General features: G+C 42.6%; 16 protein-coding genes. All 16 read right to left on the reverse strand.

Going from position 1 to position 19276, the window contains the following annotated elements; all coding sequences use genetic code 11:
- Positions 1-14: 14 nt before the first annotated feature.
- On the reverse strand, positions 15-1610 hold the full coding sequence (locus tag AC58UU_RS18980; protein ID WP_497318231.1) for an extracellular solute-binding protein: 1596 nt from the start codon (positions 1608-1610) through the stop codon (positions 15-17).
- Positions 1611-1770: 160 nt separating this feature from the next.
- Positions 1771-4107, reverse strand: coding sequence for a helix-turn-helix transcriptional regulator (locus AC58UU_RS18985; RefSeq protein WP_497318233.1), 2337 nt, complete (start codon positions 4105-4107; stop codon positions 1771-1773).
- Between the two features lie 333 nt (positions 4108-4440).
- A complete protein-coding gene (locus AC58UU_RS18990; protein ID WP_497318235.1) occupies positions 4441-4683 on the reverse strand; it encodes a hypothetical protein in 243 nt (80 codons plus the stop codon).
- Between the two features lie 24 nt (positions 4684-4707).
- The gene (locus AC58UU_RS18995; RefSeq protein WP_497318237.1) at positions 4708-5646 is read right to left on the reverse strand and encodes a dihydrodipicolinate synthase family protein; all 939 of its coding nucleotides are present in this window, start codon (positions 5644-5646) and stop codon (positions 4708-4710) included.
- Positions 5636-8167, reverse strand: a complete 2532-nt coding sequence (locus tag AC58UU_RS19000) for an alpha-mannosidase (RefSeq protein WP_497318239.1) — start codon at positions 8165-8167, stop codon at positions 5636-5638. Before AC58UU_RS19000 ends, AC58UU_RS18995 begins: the two co-directional genes overlap by 11 nt.
- 38 nt (positions 8168-8205) lie before the next feature.
- Positions 8206-9081: a carbohydrate ABC transporter permease gene (locus AC58UU_RS19005; RefSeq protein ID WP_497318241.1), complete on the reverse strand. Its 876-nt coding sequence runs from the start codon at positions 9079-9081 to the stop codon at positions 8206-8208.
- A gap of 14 nt (positions 9082-9095) precedes the next feature.
- Positions 9096-10034, reverse strand: coding sequence for an ABC transporter permease (locus AC58UU_RS19010; RefSeq protein ID WP_497318243.1), 939 nt, complete (start codon positions 10032-10034; stop codon positions 9096-9098).
- 87 nt (positions 10035-10121) lie between these two features.
- Positions 10122-11744: an extracellular solute-binding protein gene (locus AC58UU_RS19015; protein ID WP_497318245.1), complete on the reverse strand. Its 1623-nt coding sequence runs from the start codon at positions 11742-11744 to the stop codon at positions 10122-10124.
- 167 nt (positions 11745-11911) lie between these two features.
- A complete protein-coding gene (locus tag AC58UU_RS19020; RefSeq protein WP_497318313.1) occupies positions 11912-12109 on the reverse strand; it encodes a rhamnogalacturonan lyase family protein in 198 nt (65 codons plus the stop codon).
- 96 nt (positions 12110-12205) lie between these two features.
- Entirely contained in the window at positions 12206-14401 is a 2196-nt protein-coding gene (locus AC58UU_RS19025) for an exo-alpha-sialidase (protein WP_497318247.1), read from the reverse strand.
- A 26-nt stretch (positions 14402-14427) separates the two neighbouring features.
- A complete protein-coding gene (locus AC58UU_RS19030) occupies positions 14428-16194 on the reverse strand; it encodes an exo-alpha-sialidase (RefSeq protein ID WP_497318249.1) in 1767 nt (588 codons plus the stop codon).
- Positions 16195-16377: 183 nt separating this feature from the next.
- Complete coding sequence (locus AC58UU_RS19035) at positions 16378-16548, reverse strand: hypothetical protein (protein ID WP_497318251.1); 171 nt, start codon at positions 16546-16548, stop codon at positions 16378-16380.
- Between the two features lie 147 nt (positions 16549-16695).
- Entirely contained in the window at positions 16696-17067 is a 372-nt protein-coding gene (locus AC58UU_RS19040; RefSeq protein WP_497318253.1) for an HAD family hydrolase, read from the reverse strand.
- A gap of 15 nt (positions 17068-17082) precedes the next feature.
- Positions 17083-17493, reverse strand: coding sequence for a hypothetical protein (locus AC58UU_RS19045; RefSeq protein ID WP_497318255.1), 411 nt, complete (start codon positions 17491-17493; stop codon positions 17083-17085).
- A gap of 312 nt (positions 17494-17805) precedes the next feature.
- Entirely contained in the window at positions 17806-18477 is a 672-nt protein-coding gene (locus AC58UU_RS19050; protein ID WP_497318257.1) for an ABC transporter ATP-binding protein, read from the reverse strand.
- 61 nt (positions 18478-18538) lie between these two features.
- Complete coding sequence (gene sigK / locus AC58UU_RS19055; RefSeq protein WP_057306034.1) at positions 18539-19240, reverse strand: RNA polymerase sporulation sigma factor SigK; 702 nt, start codon at positions 19238-19240, stop codon at positions 18539-18541.
- Positions 19241-19276: the final 36 nt, after the last annotated feature.

Genomic DNA, 19276 nt, shown 5'->3' on the forward strand with positions numbered 1-19276 from the left:
AAAATAGCAACTGTCTATTGATTTACTCTTGCGAGTGCCGTATTATAAATCGTTTCAATTTCAGTTGCGCCCTTTTCTTTGCATTGTTTAATAAAACTATCCCACTCATTCAATGCTCCATCATTGATAATGAATCTATCCATACTCAGCGTTAAATGCGCATCTAATTGTGTACGGAGCTGTTTAAGCTTTTCTCGTTCTTCTTTATTAAATGGAGGATCGTTGACTTCTCTGAAATTAATACCATCTGCCAGATCCTTGATTGCCTTGTCAGACCACTTAATTAGTTCCGGTGCAGAAGAAGGAACAAGAGGGTGGTCGTCAGAATGAAGTGCTAAGCCAAGGTAACCGGTTCCAAGTGCAGATTGCATCGCCCGGAATGGATCTTGTTTATCCTTAAACTTCGCTTGCGTCGCTTCAGAAATCTTATATTCGCCACCAGCTAGTGTATAATCAACGTTCTCTACACCAAAGCTTGTCAGATTTGTCCCCTCGTCTCCATACATCCAGTCTATAATCTTGATAACTTCTTCAGGATTCTTCACCTTTGAGCTTATTGCGTACATTTCACCAAGATGATCAAGTTGATATACGTTGTTGCGTTTAACCCCATTGCTACTAGCCATGACAGGTAACAATTCGAACTTGGCATCTGGCTCTTTAGCCTGGAGTGCTTTATTAAAGTTTACACCGAAACCATTGTTATCTTGGTAAAAGAAAGATTTTCCGGTGCTTAATTTTTCCACCCATGTTTGTGAGGTTGCTACGGAATAATCCGGATCAAGAAGTTTTTCTTTATAGAGCTTATGTAGATAGGTAATCGCATCTTTAAATTCAGGTGAATAAGGACCAAATTTATATTGCTTTGTAGCTTGCTCATAATAAACCTTAGTACCTGTAATATTGGTATATCCACTACCAAAACCGAAAGCAATTGGATTGATCAAATTTTCTGTTCCCGTTTTACCATTCGCTGCACGGCTAGTAAAAGGATAAGAAGCTGGATAAGCATCTTTAAGCTTCTTGAGTACTTGATAGAGTTCTTCATAGGTCGTTGGGGTTTTTAAGTTAAGCTTTGTCAACAAATCTACACGAATCATCGGAAGCTGACCAGACTGCAAGCTCCATTTGGTTACGAGCGGAAAGCCATATAACTTGCCATCGACTTTTGTCTTATTGATTTCAGGCTTCTGTTGAATTAGTTTTTGGAAATTCGGCATTTTATCCAGATACGGTGTGAGGTCTAGGAAAATATTCAAATCAGCGTAGTTCGAAAGATCATTTTGATTAACCATGATCACATCGGGTATAGAGTTTGTAGCAATTAGAGTTTTCTTCTTATCCTCATAATTACTTTGTGGAACACTTTGTAATTCAAGCTTCACATTTTTTCTTTTTTTAATTTCTTGAACAATGATCGAATTTACATCTAACGCTTGCGAAGAATGCTCATATCTCATCCATGAAAGCGTTATGTATTTGGCAGGAACTGATGATACTTTTGACGCCGTAACATTTGGCTTGACTGGGCTACTACAACCTGCCAATAAACTTCCCAGTAAGGCGAGTGAACAATAGACGGTTAACATTCCTTTTTTTTTAATAACCATGTTGTTCCTCCTTAATAAATCTGGATTTGTTTCTGGCAATTTTATTTTATAGGCTAGCAGGCTCTCTTTGAAAGAACCAAAATTCCATTCGATGAACCGTTATTCCACATTAATCGTGATGAGTCATTTATCCCTCATGTTTCAATAGTCCATTTACAGCCTATTTCTGCTTGATTCTATGGCTACTACGATATTCATTCGGCGAAATGCCTTCATACTTTTTGAACAAACGTAGAAAGGTTGTACGGCTGAATATGCCAATCTGATCGGCGATTTCACTAATTTTCAAATCTGTATGCGCTAATAATTCTCTCGCTTTGGCAATCCGAATAAGACTGATATAGTCCGAAATATTCGTCCCGGTCGACTCTTTAAACATTCTTGACACATACTTGGCGGACAGTCCTATTTCGTTTGCAATCACTTCGAGATACAAGTCCTTTTCATAATGCTTCTCAATATAATCGGTTATGAGTGAGACAACCGCACCCGATTTGCTTTCAGGTTTATATAACGTCCTTGTGATAATTTTATCGTAAAATTCAAAGATATTTTTCAATCTTCCATCAAACTCACTTGGTAAGAGCTCCTTTTGACTCAAAAAAGCATGTTCATTCGCATCAAGAAAATCATAAACACTAAGTCGCTTTTCCGTAATATAGCGATTACCCGTATTGTAGAACTCCACAAGCAAAGCCCCGAGATAGTGATAAGAGACACCCCTTGCTTTATTCAAGCCAATGATTCCTTCCAGCTCTACCTTCAGGCCACCCATGTCACCTGATTTCAAACCATTTACTATTTTGTTCTCATCTAGAAATGAATAATAGTAGTTTTGATCGATAACAAAATGAGTCGCATCTAAAATGACCATCTTGGATGAGTCCGTCCGTTTATCTATTGCTGTAATAGCATCACTATAAGATTTCGAATAATCATCGATCTTATCGTATTTTTTTCCTAAACCAATAATTAATTCGCAATAAATCATGTCATAGGCAAAGGTCAGTTTAATCATCTCTAAAGCTTGGTCTAATTGCCCACGGTCTTCCTCACTCTTCAAATTAACCATGCAAACATATAAGTAGGGCTCATATTCCGTCAAATAACAATTCACGTACTTCTTCATAATGCCCCAAAGCACATTCTTCATCTTTTCCAAAATCAATAATCGGTCAGCTTCCACAATCTCATGATAAAATCTATCCCTAAAATGAATCATGAAGCAGCAGCATAAATAACTCCCTGTGTGAAAATCAATTTCATTTAAGATTTGATTAACGGAATAAGGCTGTGCCCCTCGATATCCTTTAATTAAATTCGTGAAAAACTGTTCGAGAATTTCATCAGAAAATGTATTGATTTTAATATTGTCGTCTCTATGCTGCTGTATCAATTGATTGACGCTATTTCCGATCCTTTGAAGTTCGCTGCTGTGGTGTGTATCATTGTTCCATTCATCCGCTTCTTCCGTTTTTTGTAAAATATCTCTAATATTTTTGATCGGATTATATAAGCGAACACTGAATATAAAAGAAAAAGCTACGCCAATAATAAGTAAGCTAATGCATATCCAGATAATCAAATTAAAAATACTTGCAGACTCTTGGTTAAATGAGCTCACAGGGGTAATTGAAAAATACTTCCACCCAAAATCGGACGTGGTTTGAACTAGCCAGTTCTGCTCTTCTCCAATCCGAATCGCCCCTTTACTTCGCTCCTCCGAAGAAAATCCAGCAATGATTTCCTGTTTCGCTTTCTCATCTAACCCACTGCTTTGCAGAATGATCTGATTGTTTTTATCCAGTACAAGATAGTGGGTAGCCGCGAATATCGAGTTGTTTTGCAGTGTAGCCTTGATCGTAGGAATCGATATCGTTGTCACCATCGTTGCCAAATGTCCATTTAAATATTGTGTCGTAATACTCGGGATAACCTCGCGGTAAGAATTCATATCAGCGTTAACCACTTTGGTAGGCTTCAATAATTCGAATAAGCTGCTCTGCTGTAAGCGCTTACGCCAGAAGTCTTTATTATACTCATCAAATTTATAAAATTTGTCAAAGAAAATGTCAAAATTAACGATACCATCACTTAAATACACGCGTTTATCATCCACAAAAATAAAAATATTATCAACAAAATGACTGATTGGATTGCGATTTCCCGCAATTGATCTCACAATCGATGGCATTTTGATTTTCTCATCATCCGTAAGTAATGAATCCGGTCGTAAGTATTGCTGAATCGTCTCACTAAGCAGCAAGCTGTTATTGGTTGCCTGCGCCATATTTAGATAAATATCAATTGTTTTGGAGGATGAAATCAAATTATCAGTAAGCTTCTCAGAGGCATCCTTCTTAATTAATTGATCTGCGTTAAAATAAGAGATGATTCCAATAATGACAATTGGAATTAATAATGAGATGAAATATAGCAGAATCTTAAAGAATAGCCTGTTCTTATTCAATGATTGCTTCAGATGCTTCCAATTCAAGTTCACTCCCCCCTCCTGTTCCCACAAATCCCAAATCATGTATTGGCTGAGGAACTTTGTAACAATTATTATCTATGTATTATTCGGATCTTTCTATATGAAATCCTCCCGCTATACATTAATGTTTTCTTTTACTAGCTGCTCCGCCGCGCTGCTGTTGTCGTTGTTAAATCATCCCTGCAAGGAATCAGGTAACCGACTAAGCACAAACTAAGGCCACATAAAATCGCCTACTGCGTAGAGTGACTTCATGTGGCCTTCATTTTTCTATTTTTGCCTGAATTGATAACCTAGGCCAAAAGAATTTTCAGTTCATACGGTTTGAATTAGGCTTCAAAGCGTCTGCCTGTATACTCCATCGCTTGCTCCACGCGAACCAGCATATTCGTAGCAGCGAACGATCCACTCGTCAGAATCCTCCGCGTTCTCTGGCGGCTTAGCCGCTACTGCCGCTTCTTGATCCTCCCAAAATTGATAGCTAGGTATCGGCAGATGATCGATATATCGATACTGCTCCAATTCGGAAATTCGTTTTTCCAACTTTTTATCAGCTAAATGAATGCTTTTGGGGAGCATGGGTATTCATTCCTCATTCCTCTGTTAATTCTTAGTCGCAACAGCTGAGAATTGCTTAGATAACTCCTTGGAAAGACGGTATAGCTGATCGACTTCCGCTTTATTCGTGGCTGTAAACTCATCCTGATTTCTCGCACGTGAGCGATAATTCGAACTGATTCCTTCCTTCATCTGATAATATTTAGCGTTTATCGGATACAACTGCCGCTCAATAAATGAAGCTACACTCAGTAAATCACTTAAACGCTGCGCTTCTTCAGGCTGCTTCTCCCAATTATGTAGAAGCCATGCATACAGGTCTGGATGAAAGTTAGCCATGACTCCACTGTAACCATCAACGCCAAGCTTCAATGTTTCCAGAAGCGTAGCTGTATTGGCGTTGTAAAGCTTTAATGAAGTTCCTTTAATCGCTTCTAGCTTTTCTTTGATCATCTCCACATCGCAAGAAGTATCCTTCAAGAAGAAAAATCTTCCGGTATCCGCACACCACTTCAAGACAGATGGTGTTAATAGACGCTTATATGGAAATGGACATTCATAAATACCAAACGCAATATGATCCGGCAGCTGTTTGATTAGCTTCTGAGCGTTAGCCTTCCACACGTCATCGGACTCATCCGCTCCTGCCAATCGGTTCGAAATCAGGATTACGGCCTCAACGCCCGTTTCTGACATCGCTGTCAATTCTCGAGCCTGGTCTTCAAGCGAGTCGGAAATGTGCCCCGAGGCGATGACAGGAACCCTTCCCGCTGCCTTCTCCACGACAAAAGCGGCAAGCTTCACACGCTCTTCCAAACTTAAAAAGAACATTTCGCTAGACTGGCATACAGCAAATAAACCGTCAACCTTGTTTTGAATAAACCATTCAACCATACGTCCCATCGCATCAAAATCAATTTCTCCAGACTCCTTGTATAAGGTAATCATGGTTGGCCATACGCCGTTAGGGTTATTAATCTTCATTTGACATCTCTCTCTCATTGATATTATTTTTCAATTCCAAAAAATTCACTTCCATGATGGGGTCGTGCTGTTCTGCAGGTATAAAAAACGTTTTAATTTCACACTTGCCAAAGGTACTTCGCCAACTGCGATTTAAGACTGGAATGCATAGATTTGTCTCCACTTCTCTTCCGTAAGTTTCATTACAGCGTAGAATCCAGCCATTCCCGTCTTCCGCTGGTTTAAAGGCCACAGCTACCACATTTTCAGCAGAAATCACAATTCCCTCGGAAACTTGCGGTAAATTACCTTCGTGGTACGTTTCCCATACCTGCTGCAGCGGAGTATGCAATTCGTATGCCTTACGTACAACGCCGCTATCCTGCCACGATCCGGCATGAGGCGAGAGTATGTAGATAAACTCCTGCACACCCTGATCCATATATTCCGATTGTTCATCACGTTCGCCAAAATGATCTGCATAAATCGGACTTCGCACTACAGTCATCCTCAATTCATTGTCTAGAACATCGTAAGCGTATTTGGTATCGTTGATCAGAGATAGTCCGAACACTACTGACGGTTCAATTCCCTCAGCTGTACTAGGTTCATTACCCGATATATTCACCCACATTTGTCCGGGCACCTCGTTTCCATTCGTAGGACGTTCAATGAAGCCATACGGAATTTCAAACACGGCACGAGGCTGCTCGACATTAATAGGAAAGGCAAGCTTCAGCATCTTATGCTGTTCTCTCCAATCAAGCTTCACCTTGACATGCAAGTCGGAACTGTCATGTAATAGGCTTATATCCTGACTAAGGACAGAATTTCCGAAATGACTAATTACTCTAATTGTCGCTCTCAGAGGACCCGTTTCAAGTACTTTCACCTCTGCGTTACAAAAGCGTCCCCATTCCTCACGATAATGTGTTAGACCGTGTCCCCATGTATCGCTATGGCTCTCATCCAAGACGATTGGCACCGCTCCATCTCCAGCCAGTACTTCTCTACAACCATGAAGCTTGTCAATGACATGTCGGATATATCCAGTATCAGGATCGATCTCAACGAAAAGCTTATTATTTTCTAAGAAACAACCCTCAGCCCGAGCGGCACCTTTTGGCTCCATCGGATCGCAAGCTTTATCCCGGTATACCCAAAACACCTGATAACCAAAAGCCGGAATTCGCCCCGTGATTAACGTATCCCATTTATCACTGGTATTTGTCCGTGATGCTCTGATCGTTTGAATCGGCAAGGGATTGCCTGCAGCATCGGTCACGCCAGCCAGCTTCTTGTTAATACCAATCGGTGCCTCCACTTCCCACGATAATGGGTTAAATACCACAAGAGGTGAACCAAGGTCATCTTGTTCCCAAAGCTGCCAGTCCTTCTCCTTGCTTAAGGATGTCACACCTGGTTTCATCGTATTAATCGACCAGGAAATCTTTTGAAGAGCAGCGTTTATTGCTTTTGCCCCGATGCTTAACGATTCACCATAAAATTCCTGAACATCGTCGTAAGCTTCCTTAATACTACAGCCGCCCATAATATCATGAAAATGATTGAACATGACGTTTTCCCAAGCCCGATTAAGTGCTTCAAACGGATACGGTAAACCTAGCGTCAAATTGGCTAGTGTAGCAAATTTCTCCGCTGTCAGCATCCTGTGCTCCACTCGGCGGTTCGTGGCCTTGGATTCCGAGTGGGTTGAGTAACAACCGACTGCGTGCATCTGCATTTCATCCTTAATCACAGGGATATCCGGATCGATCTTCTTCATTGCTGCAAAATAATGATTCGGAGAGCTCAACTGAATATCGTCCAGATTTGGCCGCTTCTGGATCTCATGAATGAGCTTAATATTCTCAATGGTCGGACCCCCGCCATGATTACCAACGCCATAGAAAGACATAAAGGCATGACCGCTTGCTACGGCCACATTTCTGTGGGTTATGATCTTATCTTCCATGCCATTGCTCGCCCAATTGCCGTAGCTGTCGGCGAGCCTAAATGTCATAACACGGCTGCCATCTTCCGATTCCCACCAGAATAAATCGTGTGGCAATGTCTTCTCATGCGCCCCAGGACGCATGAAGACGTAGTAATCCATTCCGCCTTGCTTCAATAACTGTGGCATCATGCCATGATGACCGAAAGAATCTACATTGTAGCCTACCTTCGCCATTACACCGAATTTCTCCATAAAATACCGTTGTCCATATAAGCTATGCCTAGCAAATGATTCGCCTGATGGCAGATTGCAGTCCGGTTGAATCCACCAACCGCCTGTAATGACCCAGCGACCTTCGGCAACACGCTGCATAATTTCGGCAAACATCTCGGGTGCATTCTCTTCAACCCATTTGTAATATGCCGCGCAAGCACATGTAAATACAAAATCAGGGAACTCATTCAATCGATCCAAAGCAGAACGAAAAGTCGCTTTGATCTCCGCATACCCCTCCTGCCAGCGCCATAACCAAACCGGATCCAAATGAGCATTTCCAATTAAATGAAGCTTCGTTTCAACTGTCATGTTATCCCCCATCACGCATTTTGATAATTTTAAAGCCTCTATCCTTTTACAGATCCCAGCATGGCTCCTTGCACAAAATATTTTTGTACAAACGGGTAAATGACAAGCACGGGCAAGATGGCAACGAAGACACAGGCGTATTTAATATTTTCTGTCATGACGGCCAGCCCCGCTTCTGCAGCGCCAAGCTGTGCGGATTGTGAAGCCATATCTCCCGAAATGACGATATTACGTAAAATGATTTGCATCGGGTACAGTTCCTTATCATTTAAGTAAATGAGTGCAGGGAAGAAGCTGTTCCAGTGAGCTACCGCGTAAAAAAGAAACATTGTAGCCATGACAGGCAAAGAAAGTGGCAGGACAATTTTTGTGAAAACTCGAAATTCTCCGGCGCCGTCCATGATCGCAGACTCGTGCAGTGCTTCTGGAATATCTTCAAAAAATGTTCTCATAAGGATCATATTGAAAACATTGATCGCAGTCGGAATTAATATTGCCCAAACCGTATTGACCATTCCTAACGCATGAACCACCATATAACGCGGGATGAGACCACCGTCGAAGAACATGGTGAACACAACAAACAAAGCAAAAAATGAGCGCCCATACATATGCTTTCGCGACAAAGGATATGCGCAAAGAGCCGTCATCGCCAAATTAATAAGCACACCAGCGGCCGTATAAAAAAAGGTATTTGCGTAGGAGCGCACAATGGCAGGATCATTTAAAATGACACTATAGGCTTTAAAATTAATATCTATAGGTCGCCAAAATACTTCACCGCTGCTAGCCGATGACCCGGAGCTAATCGATATGATTCCCATATAATAAAGCGGATACAGGGTAATAAAGATCATAGCCAGCATAAAAATTATGTTAATTGTATCGAAAAAAGAAAACTTTCGACTTTGCATCTCAATCCCCTCCGCTAGAACAATCTTGATCCATTTATTTTCTTGGCAATTTGATTCGCTGATACAACGAGCGCAAAGGCCAGTACAGATTGGAAAATACCTACAGCAGCTGCGAAGCTAAAGTCGCTGTCAATCAACCCTCGACGATAAACAAATGTTTGAATAACATCTGCGGTTTCATAAGTGGGACCACTGTACAATAATAAAATTTTCTCAAATCCGACCGAAAGCATTTTACCCACAGTCAAAAGCAGCATGATCGTGACGACGGTTGAAATCCCAGGCAGTGTAATGTGCAGCAATTTGCGCCATCGATTTGCCCCGTCCATCGTCGCCGCCTCATACAGTTGCGGATCGATAGCTGTCAATGCCGCCAAATAAATAATGGAGTTCCAACCAAGATTTTGCCAAACTTCAGATCCGACATAAATGGTTCGAAACCACTGCGGCATGGACATGAATGTCTTCGGTTCCCCGCCAAAAATCTTAATCACTTCATTAATGAGACCATCGATGGAGAGAAAGTTAACCAGCATACCTACGACTACAACGGTAGACAGAAAGTGCGGAACATACGTGACGCTTTGAATAAACCTTTTGAAAAATTTTTGTTGCAGCTCGTTTAACAATAAAGCGAACACGAGAGAAGATGGGAAATAAAAAATTAGTGAATAGAGGTTGATTAGCACTGTATTGCGAACCACTTGCCAAAAATACGGATCCGTTAGAAATTGGCGGAAATACTTCGTCCCTGCCCACGGGCTATGAAAGAAACCCTTGACGATCGAATAATCTTCAAATGCCATCAAATTCCCAACCATAGGTGCATAATGAAAAATAACAAAATAGGCAAACGGTAATAGAAACATGAGATACAGTGGCATGCTCTTACGGATATTTTTTTTAATCTCAACAACTGGTGTATTTTTTTTAATCTCAACAACTGGTATCAAATATCTCCACTCCTTTCGGGAAAATAAAGGGACAGGCTGCCCAGTGTGTCTTAGCAACCTGCCCTCTCACTGCATGAACTTTGATCTTTACTTCACGCGGGCTAAGGCATCGTTGTAGATTTTGACGATATCATCTGCACCTTTTGCTTTGAGTTGTTTAACGAAGTTATCCCAATCATTGAGTGCACCGTCTGTCACAATAAATTTATCCATGTTTTGAGCCAGGTGAGCGTCAAGCTGTGTACGGATTTGTTTCAGCTTCTCACGCTCTTCTTTTGTAAATGGAGGGTCGTTAACGAATTGAACATTTTCGCCTGCAGCTAAAGCTTTAGATGCTTTCGTGTTCCAATCTACCCATTCCTTGGAGTTAAAAGGTAATCCAGCATGATCGTCATTATCTATAGCAAGTCCCAGATAGCCCGTGCCATACTCAGATTGCAGCGCATAAATCGCGCTTGGCTGTCTGTCCTTATACTTATTGACAACAGCGTCAGTCAATTTGTAATCGCCGTTTTCGCCAGTGAAATCTTCGCCTTTAATACCGAAGTTTGTAACCTCAATTCCCTCTGGGGAGTAGAACCAGTCCATGAATTGAACTACTTGTTCAGGATTCTTTACTTTCGCATTAATTACGTACGATTCCGACAAGTGGCCAAGTGCATAGATAAGGTTACGCTTCGCACCGCTCGGTGATGTCATGGTATCCAACATATCAAACTTAGCATTCGGATCCTTCTTCTGCAGATTAATATTAAACGTGCCTGCGAAACCATTATTATCCTGGAAATAGAAGGATTTTCCTGCATTTAGCTTTTCTTGCCAAATTTGCGATGTAGCCGTTGAATAATCCGGATCAAGAAGCTTATCTTTGTAGAGTTTATTCAAGAATGTGATAGCACTTTTAAACTCTGGCATAGCAGGTCCGAATTTGTATTGTTTTTCTTTCGGCTCGTAGTATACTTTCGTTCCGTTAAAGGTTGTGTATCCGCTTCCAAATGCGAATGAAATCGGATTGATTAGATTTTCTGTTCCTGTAAGTCCATTTGCAGCACGAGCAGTAAAAGGATAAGAATCCGGATTCGCTTCTTTCATTTTCTTCATCACTTGATGCAATTCATCATAAGTAGTTGGCTTTTTCAAACCTAGCTTATCAAGCACATCCGTACGGATCATCGAAAGCTGGCCTCCAACACCCTGCCAATTCGCTACAAGAGGGAATCCATAAAGCTTACCGTCAATTTTGTTTTTGTTGATCTCAGGCTGCTGGGAAATGACTTTCTTCAGATTTGGCATTTTGTCCAAATAAGGAGTCAAATCAAGGAATGCTCCCGAGTCGGCAAAGTTCTGAATATCATCCTGTTTGACAAGCATCACATCAGGCAGGGTATTCGTTGCGATCAACGTTTTCTTTTTATCATCGTAGTTGCTTTGAGGGACACTTTGAAGATTTAGTTTAACATTTTTACGCTTTGCAATTTCCTGAACGGCTTTTGAATTGGCCACGATTGCTTGCGAAGCGTGTTCATACCTCATCCATGTCAGCGATAGTGGTTGGGCAGACGCCGCCGGCGTGCTTGCCGCACCAGCAGTAGTTGCCGGAGTCGCCGAAGTATTCGTTGAAGTCGTTGAACTGCTTCCACAACCGCTAAGCACACTTGTTAGCACTAGTAATGAACCAGTTACTGCCATAATCCCCTTTTTTGATTTCATCGAATAAATCCTCCCATGTAATTGGATTGCCTTACACGAGGATCATAGCACACCATTTTTGAGCATTTGAATATCCAAATTGGCGTTTAAAGCACCGTTTTTCCGCTATTCGGATCGTGATTCATTTCTCCGCTATGATGCAAAAAGTCATATTGCACAATAAAAAATCACGGTAACTCATCCATAAACCTATCCCTGATGATGTTCGTGCTGCAAACTCTCAATTCCGAGCTATCCGTTGTAGGCAGGAGCACTTCTTCGCGCCAGTCACCAAGAATATCAACCTGCAAGGTCGGAGTAGCCTTCGTGACACAAGAAGACCGCTCCCAGCTAGGGAAGCGGTCTTCTTCTCGAATATTATTTATATAACGGCCTCAATTGTGTACAAGCCCGGTAGTCAGCGGGTCAAATACCGATCTTCGGCATCGTACCTACAAGCAGTTTACCACCTTCATGTTCGGCTACTTGCTGCTAGCATTACCTGGTACAACAACGACTCTCGTTGTTGCAACGAAGCCGCCGTCCAGCGTTGTCGCAGTAATTTCCGCTTTCCCTTTACTTACACCTGTAACCAGACCTGTTAACTCATCTACCATGGCAATACTGGAATCACTGGAAATCCACAAAATTGTTTTATTGCTTGCATTGGCAGGAGATACGGTTGCAACAAGTCGTTCAGAGTTGCCTATGCCTATTGCAATATTTTTCTTTTCAAGCTCCACCGTTTGCGCAGCAATCGCTGCCGGATCAACGTACAAATATACTCTCAATGGTGCTTTGAAGAACGGCAGCATATCGCTTGTTACACCCTGCGGAAGCTTTGTCTCATCAACAACACCGGTAAGGTTGCTAATTAAAGAATTAAGTTTATAATTCGCTTTAATAGCTGCAAAATCCCAATTTACTGGCAAATCAACTGAAGGAAGCACACCGTTCTCTGCCCCCGGTTTATAGGAGGTATATGCTTTAATTGTAGATGGGAACAGGGCTTTAATCGCACTATCGGATGCAGTACTGATATTGAAAGATGCAGGAACTGCAATTTCACGATCGAAGCTTTCATATTCCCTGATAATGTTTACAGTATCCCCCTGCTTAATCCAGTCCTCGGTAACTCTCGCAAATGCAATATTCTTATAATTGCCCAAGGATTGATTAACAGAGTCCTTATCCAGAGATGAGAAAAACCGGCTAAAGCTGATCAGGATATCCCCATTCTCGCCTTGCGTTACAGCAGGGTAATGATAGCTTCCCGTACTGCTTCTTGTATCCAGGACGAGATGCTTTCTATATTTCCATGTCTTTCCTTCATCATCTGAAAGAGCAACAGCCAACGTGTTCCGGCTCGATTCCGTATCTACGTGAACGAACACCCAATTGCCGCTCTCAAGCTGCAGAAGATCGTGTCCTACACCCGGATCCTGCAGTTCAGGAACGTCCTTGACCGTTGACCATGTCAATCCCTTATCTTTGGACTCGGAAGACACCACTCGATAAGGTCTTGGACCGTTATCACGCATATAAGCTACGATAGTGCCGTCTGTTCTTTGAGCCATCGTGGCCTGAATGTTGGCGACGCCTAATATAGGCTCGCTCATCTCCCAACGAACCGAGTTGTCCTCAAGAGGTTTGGAAGGATCATACTCTGTAAATGCCATAATGCTCATTTCCAGGACATCCGAATACAGGGGCAGAAGCAAACGAACTTTGCCGTTGCCAAGATCTACCGCAAACGGCTTATCTTTGGTCTGCCAGCCGATCCGACGGGCTAACGGATAACCTGAACGAGGCTCATAAATTTTGTCCGCTACTGTCGGAGCGTACAGATATTGAGTTGGGTCGCCGCCACTGAGCTGCATAATCTGGGTGACTAGACCATCAAATCCAGCTTCATTTACTTTACGGCTCATACCTGCTCCGCCATCTGCAACTGGTTTGAACAAATACTCTTTTTGCCCAGCAAGCTTGGCTTTTATCGTATTCACGAAACCTTTTGCCAACTCTGGACGGGCAACAACAGGTCGTGTGGCCCAAGAAGGTCTTGATGTTGCTCCAGGTCTATCATCGAGCGACAGACTTATATGATCGTCTGGGCTGTTCGGATCGACTGTACCGCCAATGTTTTTACCGAGTTTAATCCCAACATTTTCAGAAAATGTCCAGTTAGGCACATTGTTGCCAATCTGTGCAATCTCATAGCTGCCTTTTTCGGCATAAGCATATCTAGGTTGAGAAGTTTGCCATCTGCCCGCCAACACGGGATACCAGAAAAACCAGAGACGGTCGCCGGAATCAACGTATACGACAGGATTAATATCAGCAATATCTTGTGCATTGGTCATTACAAACGGTGTCAACCACGTTTTTCCACCATCCGTTGATCGTGCTCCCATAATCCGTGTCGTAGTCGCATCTCGTTCACCATTTCCCTGAAACCATACACATAACAACTCTCCGCTTGGCAATTCTACAATGCTGGAACCGTGTATGTGGTCGCCTGTAGCACCATTATCCTTGATTGGATTGAAAATACTTACAGCTTTATCAGAATAGCTAAATGTTCCCGTAGGAGCAGCCAAGGCAGCAGGAACTATACTTGTTACAGAGATCGCTGCACAAACAGTCAGTGTAGTTAGTAACTTGAATTTCCCTTTCATCTACATTACTCCTTTCAATGGGTAACTTAGTTAACTTTAATGATGCATTTATAAATTGTTCCGTATTGGTTGCTTACAGCAGTTATCATTGCAGTTCCTGCTTTAAGTGCAGTCACGACCCCGGTCGTGGAGTTAATAGTAGCTACAGCAGCCAAATCTGAAGTCAAAGTAAGTGTATTGATTGCTACATCGGAAGATTCTCCGCCTATTGTTAGGTTGTACTTGAGTGACGTAGTTTCTCCTACGTTCAGTACAATTGTCGGCAATTTTGTAACACTGTCATCAGTCGGTGTAAGTCCAGCGCCGTAAGTTGCTGTCGTAACAGAACTAAATAACGTCCCTATCTCGTTGTTTGCGATTTTAGAGAAGCCAATCGTTGGGCCAGATGGTGTTTTATAAGTGTAGTTCATCAAAGCGTTCCCAGCACTGTCAACGACAACCGATGGATATTCATAGGTTTCACCATTGTTCATGCCATCCTTAATCATGATCGGCTTCCAATGCAATCCTTCATCGGAAGAAATCAATAAACTGAAAGAACTTCTATTACCGTCTTGAGTAGGCTTAACTATGCCGCGTGCGGTTTCTTGATTTGTAGCTATCAACCAGTCGCCATTTGGAAGCTTGGAAAGTTCAAAGCCGCCATCATTTTTCAAGTAAGGATCGACTTTCGGAACACTCCATGTTACTCCGTTATCGGTTGACTCTGAGTATGTAGTGTGCCATGCCATGCGTCCGTTTCTGCCGTCTAACTTACCGCTTCTAAAGTAACCGCGAATCGTGCCATTATTCATTCGAATCAGCGAGCCCTGAATCGTACCTGATCCTACAATAGGGTCACTAAATTTCCACGTTTTGCCGTGATCGTCGGTATATGCGCAAACTGAATTTGACAATGAATCAGAATATAACGGCAAAATTAATCTTTTGGTTACGCCATCTGCAAGTGTTACTTCAATCGGTTTATTTTTGGTTTGCCATCCAAGTCTGCGGTAAATGGGTCCCCATGTATTAACGTTATTATCTGCACCAGAAGCACGTTCAATTGAATTTTTAATAATTGGCGGCTCATATTTGGTATAACCACCAGTACCATTCGGAGTAAAGACTCCAGTGGTAAGCAAATTGACGACTTCAGCTGTTCTACCTTCATATACATCATCGTAAGGCTTTGCGGAATTCAAATATGAAATGTACTGATCATATTTATTTCTCATCGAGACAACAAAGCTGTCTGTAATATAACGAGGAGCAGCGTCAAACTTTGAAGTTACTGGTACATACTTTGACGGGTCCAGAGGACTATTGGCAGTCACTGAACTTGGTTTTACAAACTTAATATCAGCACCCTTGATGCCATAGGTCCACTGTCCATTTTTGTATAAGCCTTCGCCAAACATGCCTTCACCAACATTGGTGTATATTGGCTGTGGATAGTGCCACTTCGCATTTCCGCCATTGCGAACGTCATACTCATAGCTGCCCTTATCGGCATACATAAACTTAGTTTGAGTAGATACCCATTGTCCATTGTAAATGACGCCGTAGAACAACCATAGTCTTTCTTGGCTATCTACAAAAAGAACCGGGTTGTTATCTGGGAAATCCCATGTATCATAAACAACAAATGGTTCTGTCCAAGTTTTACCACCATCTTTCGAGCGAGAACCGATTAGTTTAGTTAAATTCCCATCTCTTTCGCCATTTCCGTTAAACCACACAGAGAAGAGCGAGCCATCTGGCAGTTCCACCATAGTAGAACCGTGATTGGCAAGAGTGTCGACGGGCATCATTCTAGAATGGGTAATGCCTTCCGGCGCTGCTGCATCCGCAACTACAGAGCCAAACATACTAAAAGCTAAACTTAGAGACAATAAGAGGCTTAAACGTTTCATCTTCTTCAAACAGGGTCACGTCCTTTCATATTGTTAATAAAAAATACCCTTTAACGCTTGCTTTCTTGCGTGTGTATACGTTTACATAACAATCAGTGAATCGCCATAATCCCCTATTTTGATTTCATCGAATAATTCCTCCCATGTATTTGGTTTGCTAACACGAGGATCATAGCACACCATTTTTGAGCATTTGAATACCCAAATTGGTGTTAAAAGTACCGTTTTTCCGCTATTTGGACCTTGATTCATTTCTCCGCTATGATGCAAAAAGTCATATTGCCCCCGTATTCTAGGTGTGCAAGCAGGTTCCACAGGTACAGACGGCTAAGTCAAAAAAAAACGATCCCACGCATACCAGTGGGGTCGCTTTAATTTCGCCGTCGTGTGTTGATTCGATTACCATCTCAGCCACATCGACCAATGACTAAGATCTAAATAATCACCTGCAATATGATCGGCTCCCGCTTTCAATAGCCGTTCCTCTTTAATCGCATCGATCCCTTCACGTTTATACTCATCGCTAGCCAATCCAATGGTCAGTGCATCTTTCTCTTTGCCTAGACGGATTTCCACCTTCCCATCGCCGATTACAGCCACCTCGCCTCCCGTAAATCCTTTCACTTCCAGCAGATCCTTGATTACCTTTTCCTTGGAGCAGTCAGCCCGACCGACAGGGGCCCCCGCTATTTCTTTAAAAAATTGCCGAACTCCAAGCACTTCCGCCTCATGAAGGACGTCTGGATGGTCGGTCCCACTTGCAACGTACATCTCAATTTGTCGGTTCTAAAGCTCAATTAGAAAATGGATTGCCCCCTTCATCAAAAAATTCTCTGCACTTAGCTTGCCTTGTTGTAGCTTACGAATGCGATCATTCACCTGCTCGAGCAGCCGACAGTTAAATTCGGCTTTGAAATCCCAGGCATTCCAATCGATTGGATTCCAACCTTTGTTCCGTACTTGTTGGGCAAGCCATTCCATTTGAAGCACAGTTTGGATGCCAGCAGATTGCTGAATATACGCATCAATTTCCGCTTCTAATCTTTTCTCCTCTTCCTCATTCAGCCTATGGAGGCCAAGGATAATTTCTTTCATAAATGGAGCCATTATGTATTCCCAGCCCGCTCGCAGGGTGGACAGTGTTTCATCGAAGTCGAACAAAACAGCCCGAATTGTAGGACTTGTCTTCGTGTTCATCCTGATTCCTCCTATCCGATTCTATAAATCCTTATGTCATCTATGATTTGGTAAGAGAAAAAGAGAACCATGATTTACATTAGCTCTCTTTTTCAATTGCCCAAATGCTCCCGAAATGGGCTCACGGACGCTCGTCCCAAAGAACTTTTTACTAACCACTTCCATCCCTGTGATAACAAATAATTCAGCTCCGTCGCCCAATCTTCCATTGTCTAATAGAATTATTGTTGCTTCTTTTTCTTCATCCTAAAGAAAGTAATAGCCCTACGATTTATCTCGTAAGGCCGAAACTTGTTACTAGCATTGTTCACTTCAAAAAACCAACCTACCATCTCTAAACTTTATTACCCGCTTCGCCTGCTCCGCAATCTGCCGATCATGCGTAATCACAATAATCGTCCGTCCCTGCTCATTCAAACGTCTGAAAATATCCATGATCTCCACGCCTGTTTTCGAGTCCAATGCTCCTGTAGGTTCATCTGCCAAAATAATCGGCGGATCACCCGCCAATGTCCGTGCAATCGCCACACGCTGTTGCTGCCCTCCAGACAGCTCCGAAGGAAAGTGCTTCGTTCGATCCAACAAATCCACGGCTTCCAACGCTTGCAAGACAAGCGGCTCACGCTGTTTCCTCGTCATGCCACGATAGATCAACGGGAGCTCCACATTCTCATAGGCGCTTAATCTCTGCAGCAAGTTGAAGCTCTGGAAAACAAATCCGATCTTCCGATTCCGAATCTCTGCCAGCTGTGAATCCCTCATGGCGTGAATCTGTTTCCCGTCGAGGACGTATAGCCCTTCGTCCGAAACATCCAAACAGCCAATGATGTTCATAAGCGTGGACTTTCCTGAGCCCGATGGACCCATAATAGCGACAAACTCACCCTGCGCGATGTCTAACGTAATGTCATCCAACGCCCGAATGGTTTCTCCGCCCATATAGTAAAATTTACTAACATGCTCAATTTGGATTAAGGCTGTCATTGTCTTCGCCTCCATTATCTGATGCCAAATAAATGAAGAATGCGATTAAAGAACTTCGACCTTACCGCTTCGCCTTATAAAACTCATGATATAGCTTCATGAGCGCCCTTTTCTCTATCCTTGACACATACGAACGCGAAATTCCCAACTCCTTCGCAATCTCCCGCTGCGTACGCTCTTCCCCTCCAAGTTCCAACCCAAAGCGCCCGACGACGACTTCCTTCTCGCGATCGTCCAATATCTCCAGATTGCGATAGATTTTGCTCTTCTCTATCTTAAGCTGAACCTTATCAACGACATCATCCGCTTCCGTTCCGAGGATGTCGATCAACGTGATTTCATTCCCCTCTTTGTCCGTTCCGATGGGATCATGCAAGGAAACATCTTTACGCGTTTTCTTCAATGAACGCAGATGCATCAAGATCTCGTTCTCGATACAACGAGCCGCAAAAGTCGCGAGCTTGGTCCCTTTGTTCGGCGAAAACGACTCGATGGCCTTGATCAATCCGATGGTCCCGATCGAGATCAAATCCTCTAAATCTTCTCCTGTATTGTCGAATTTTTTAACAATATGCGCAACGAGTCTTAAATTATGTTCAATTAACTTATTACGTGAGTTGTCGTTCCCCTCAGCCATTAACCGTAAGTGCTTTTCTTCTTCTTCCTCTGTGAGAGGTTGTGGAAACGCGTTATTTTTGACGTAGGACACAAGTAGCGTTAGCTGCTTGATCAACAAAGCAATTGTACCAAACAATCCAGGCATTCCAGCTACCCCCTTGAGCGTATTGCGGAGCATGAC

The sequence above is a fragment of the Paenibacillus sp. JT22N1 genome (assembly GCF_059692155.1).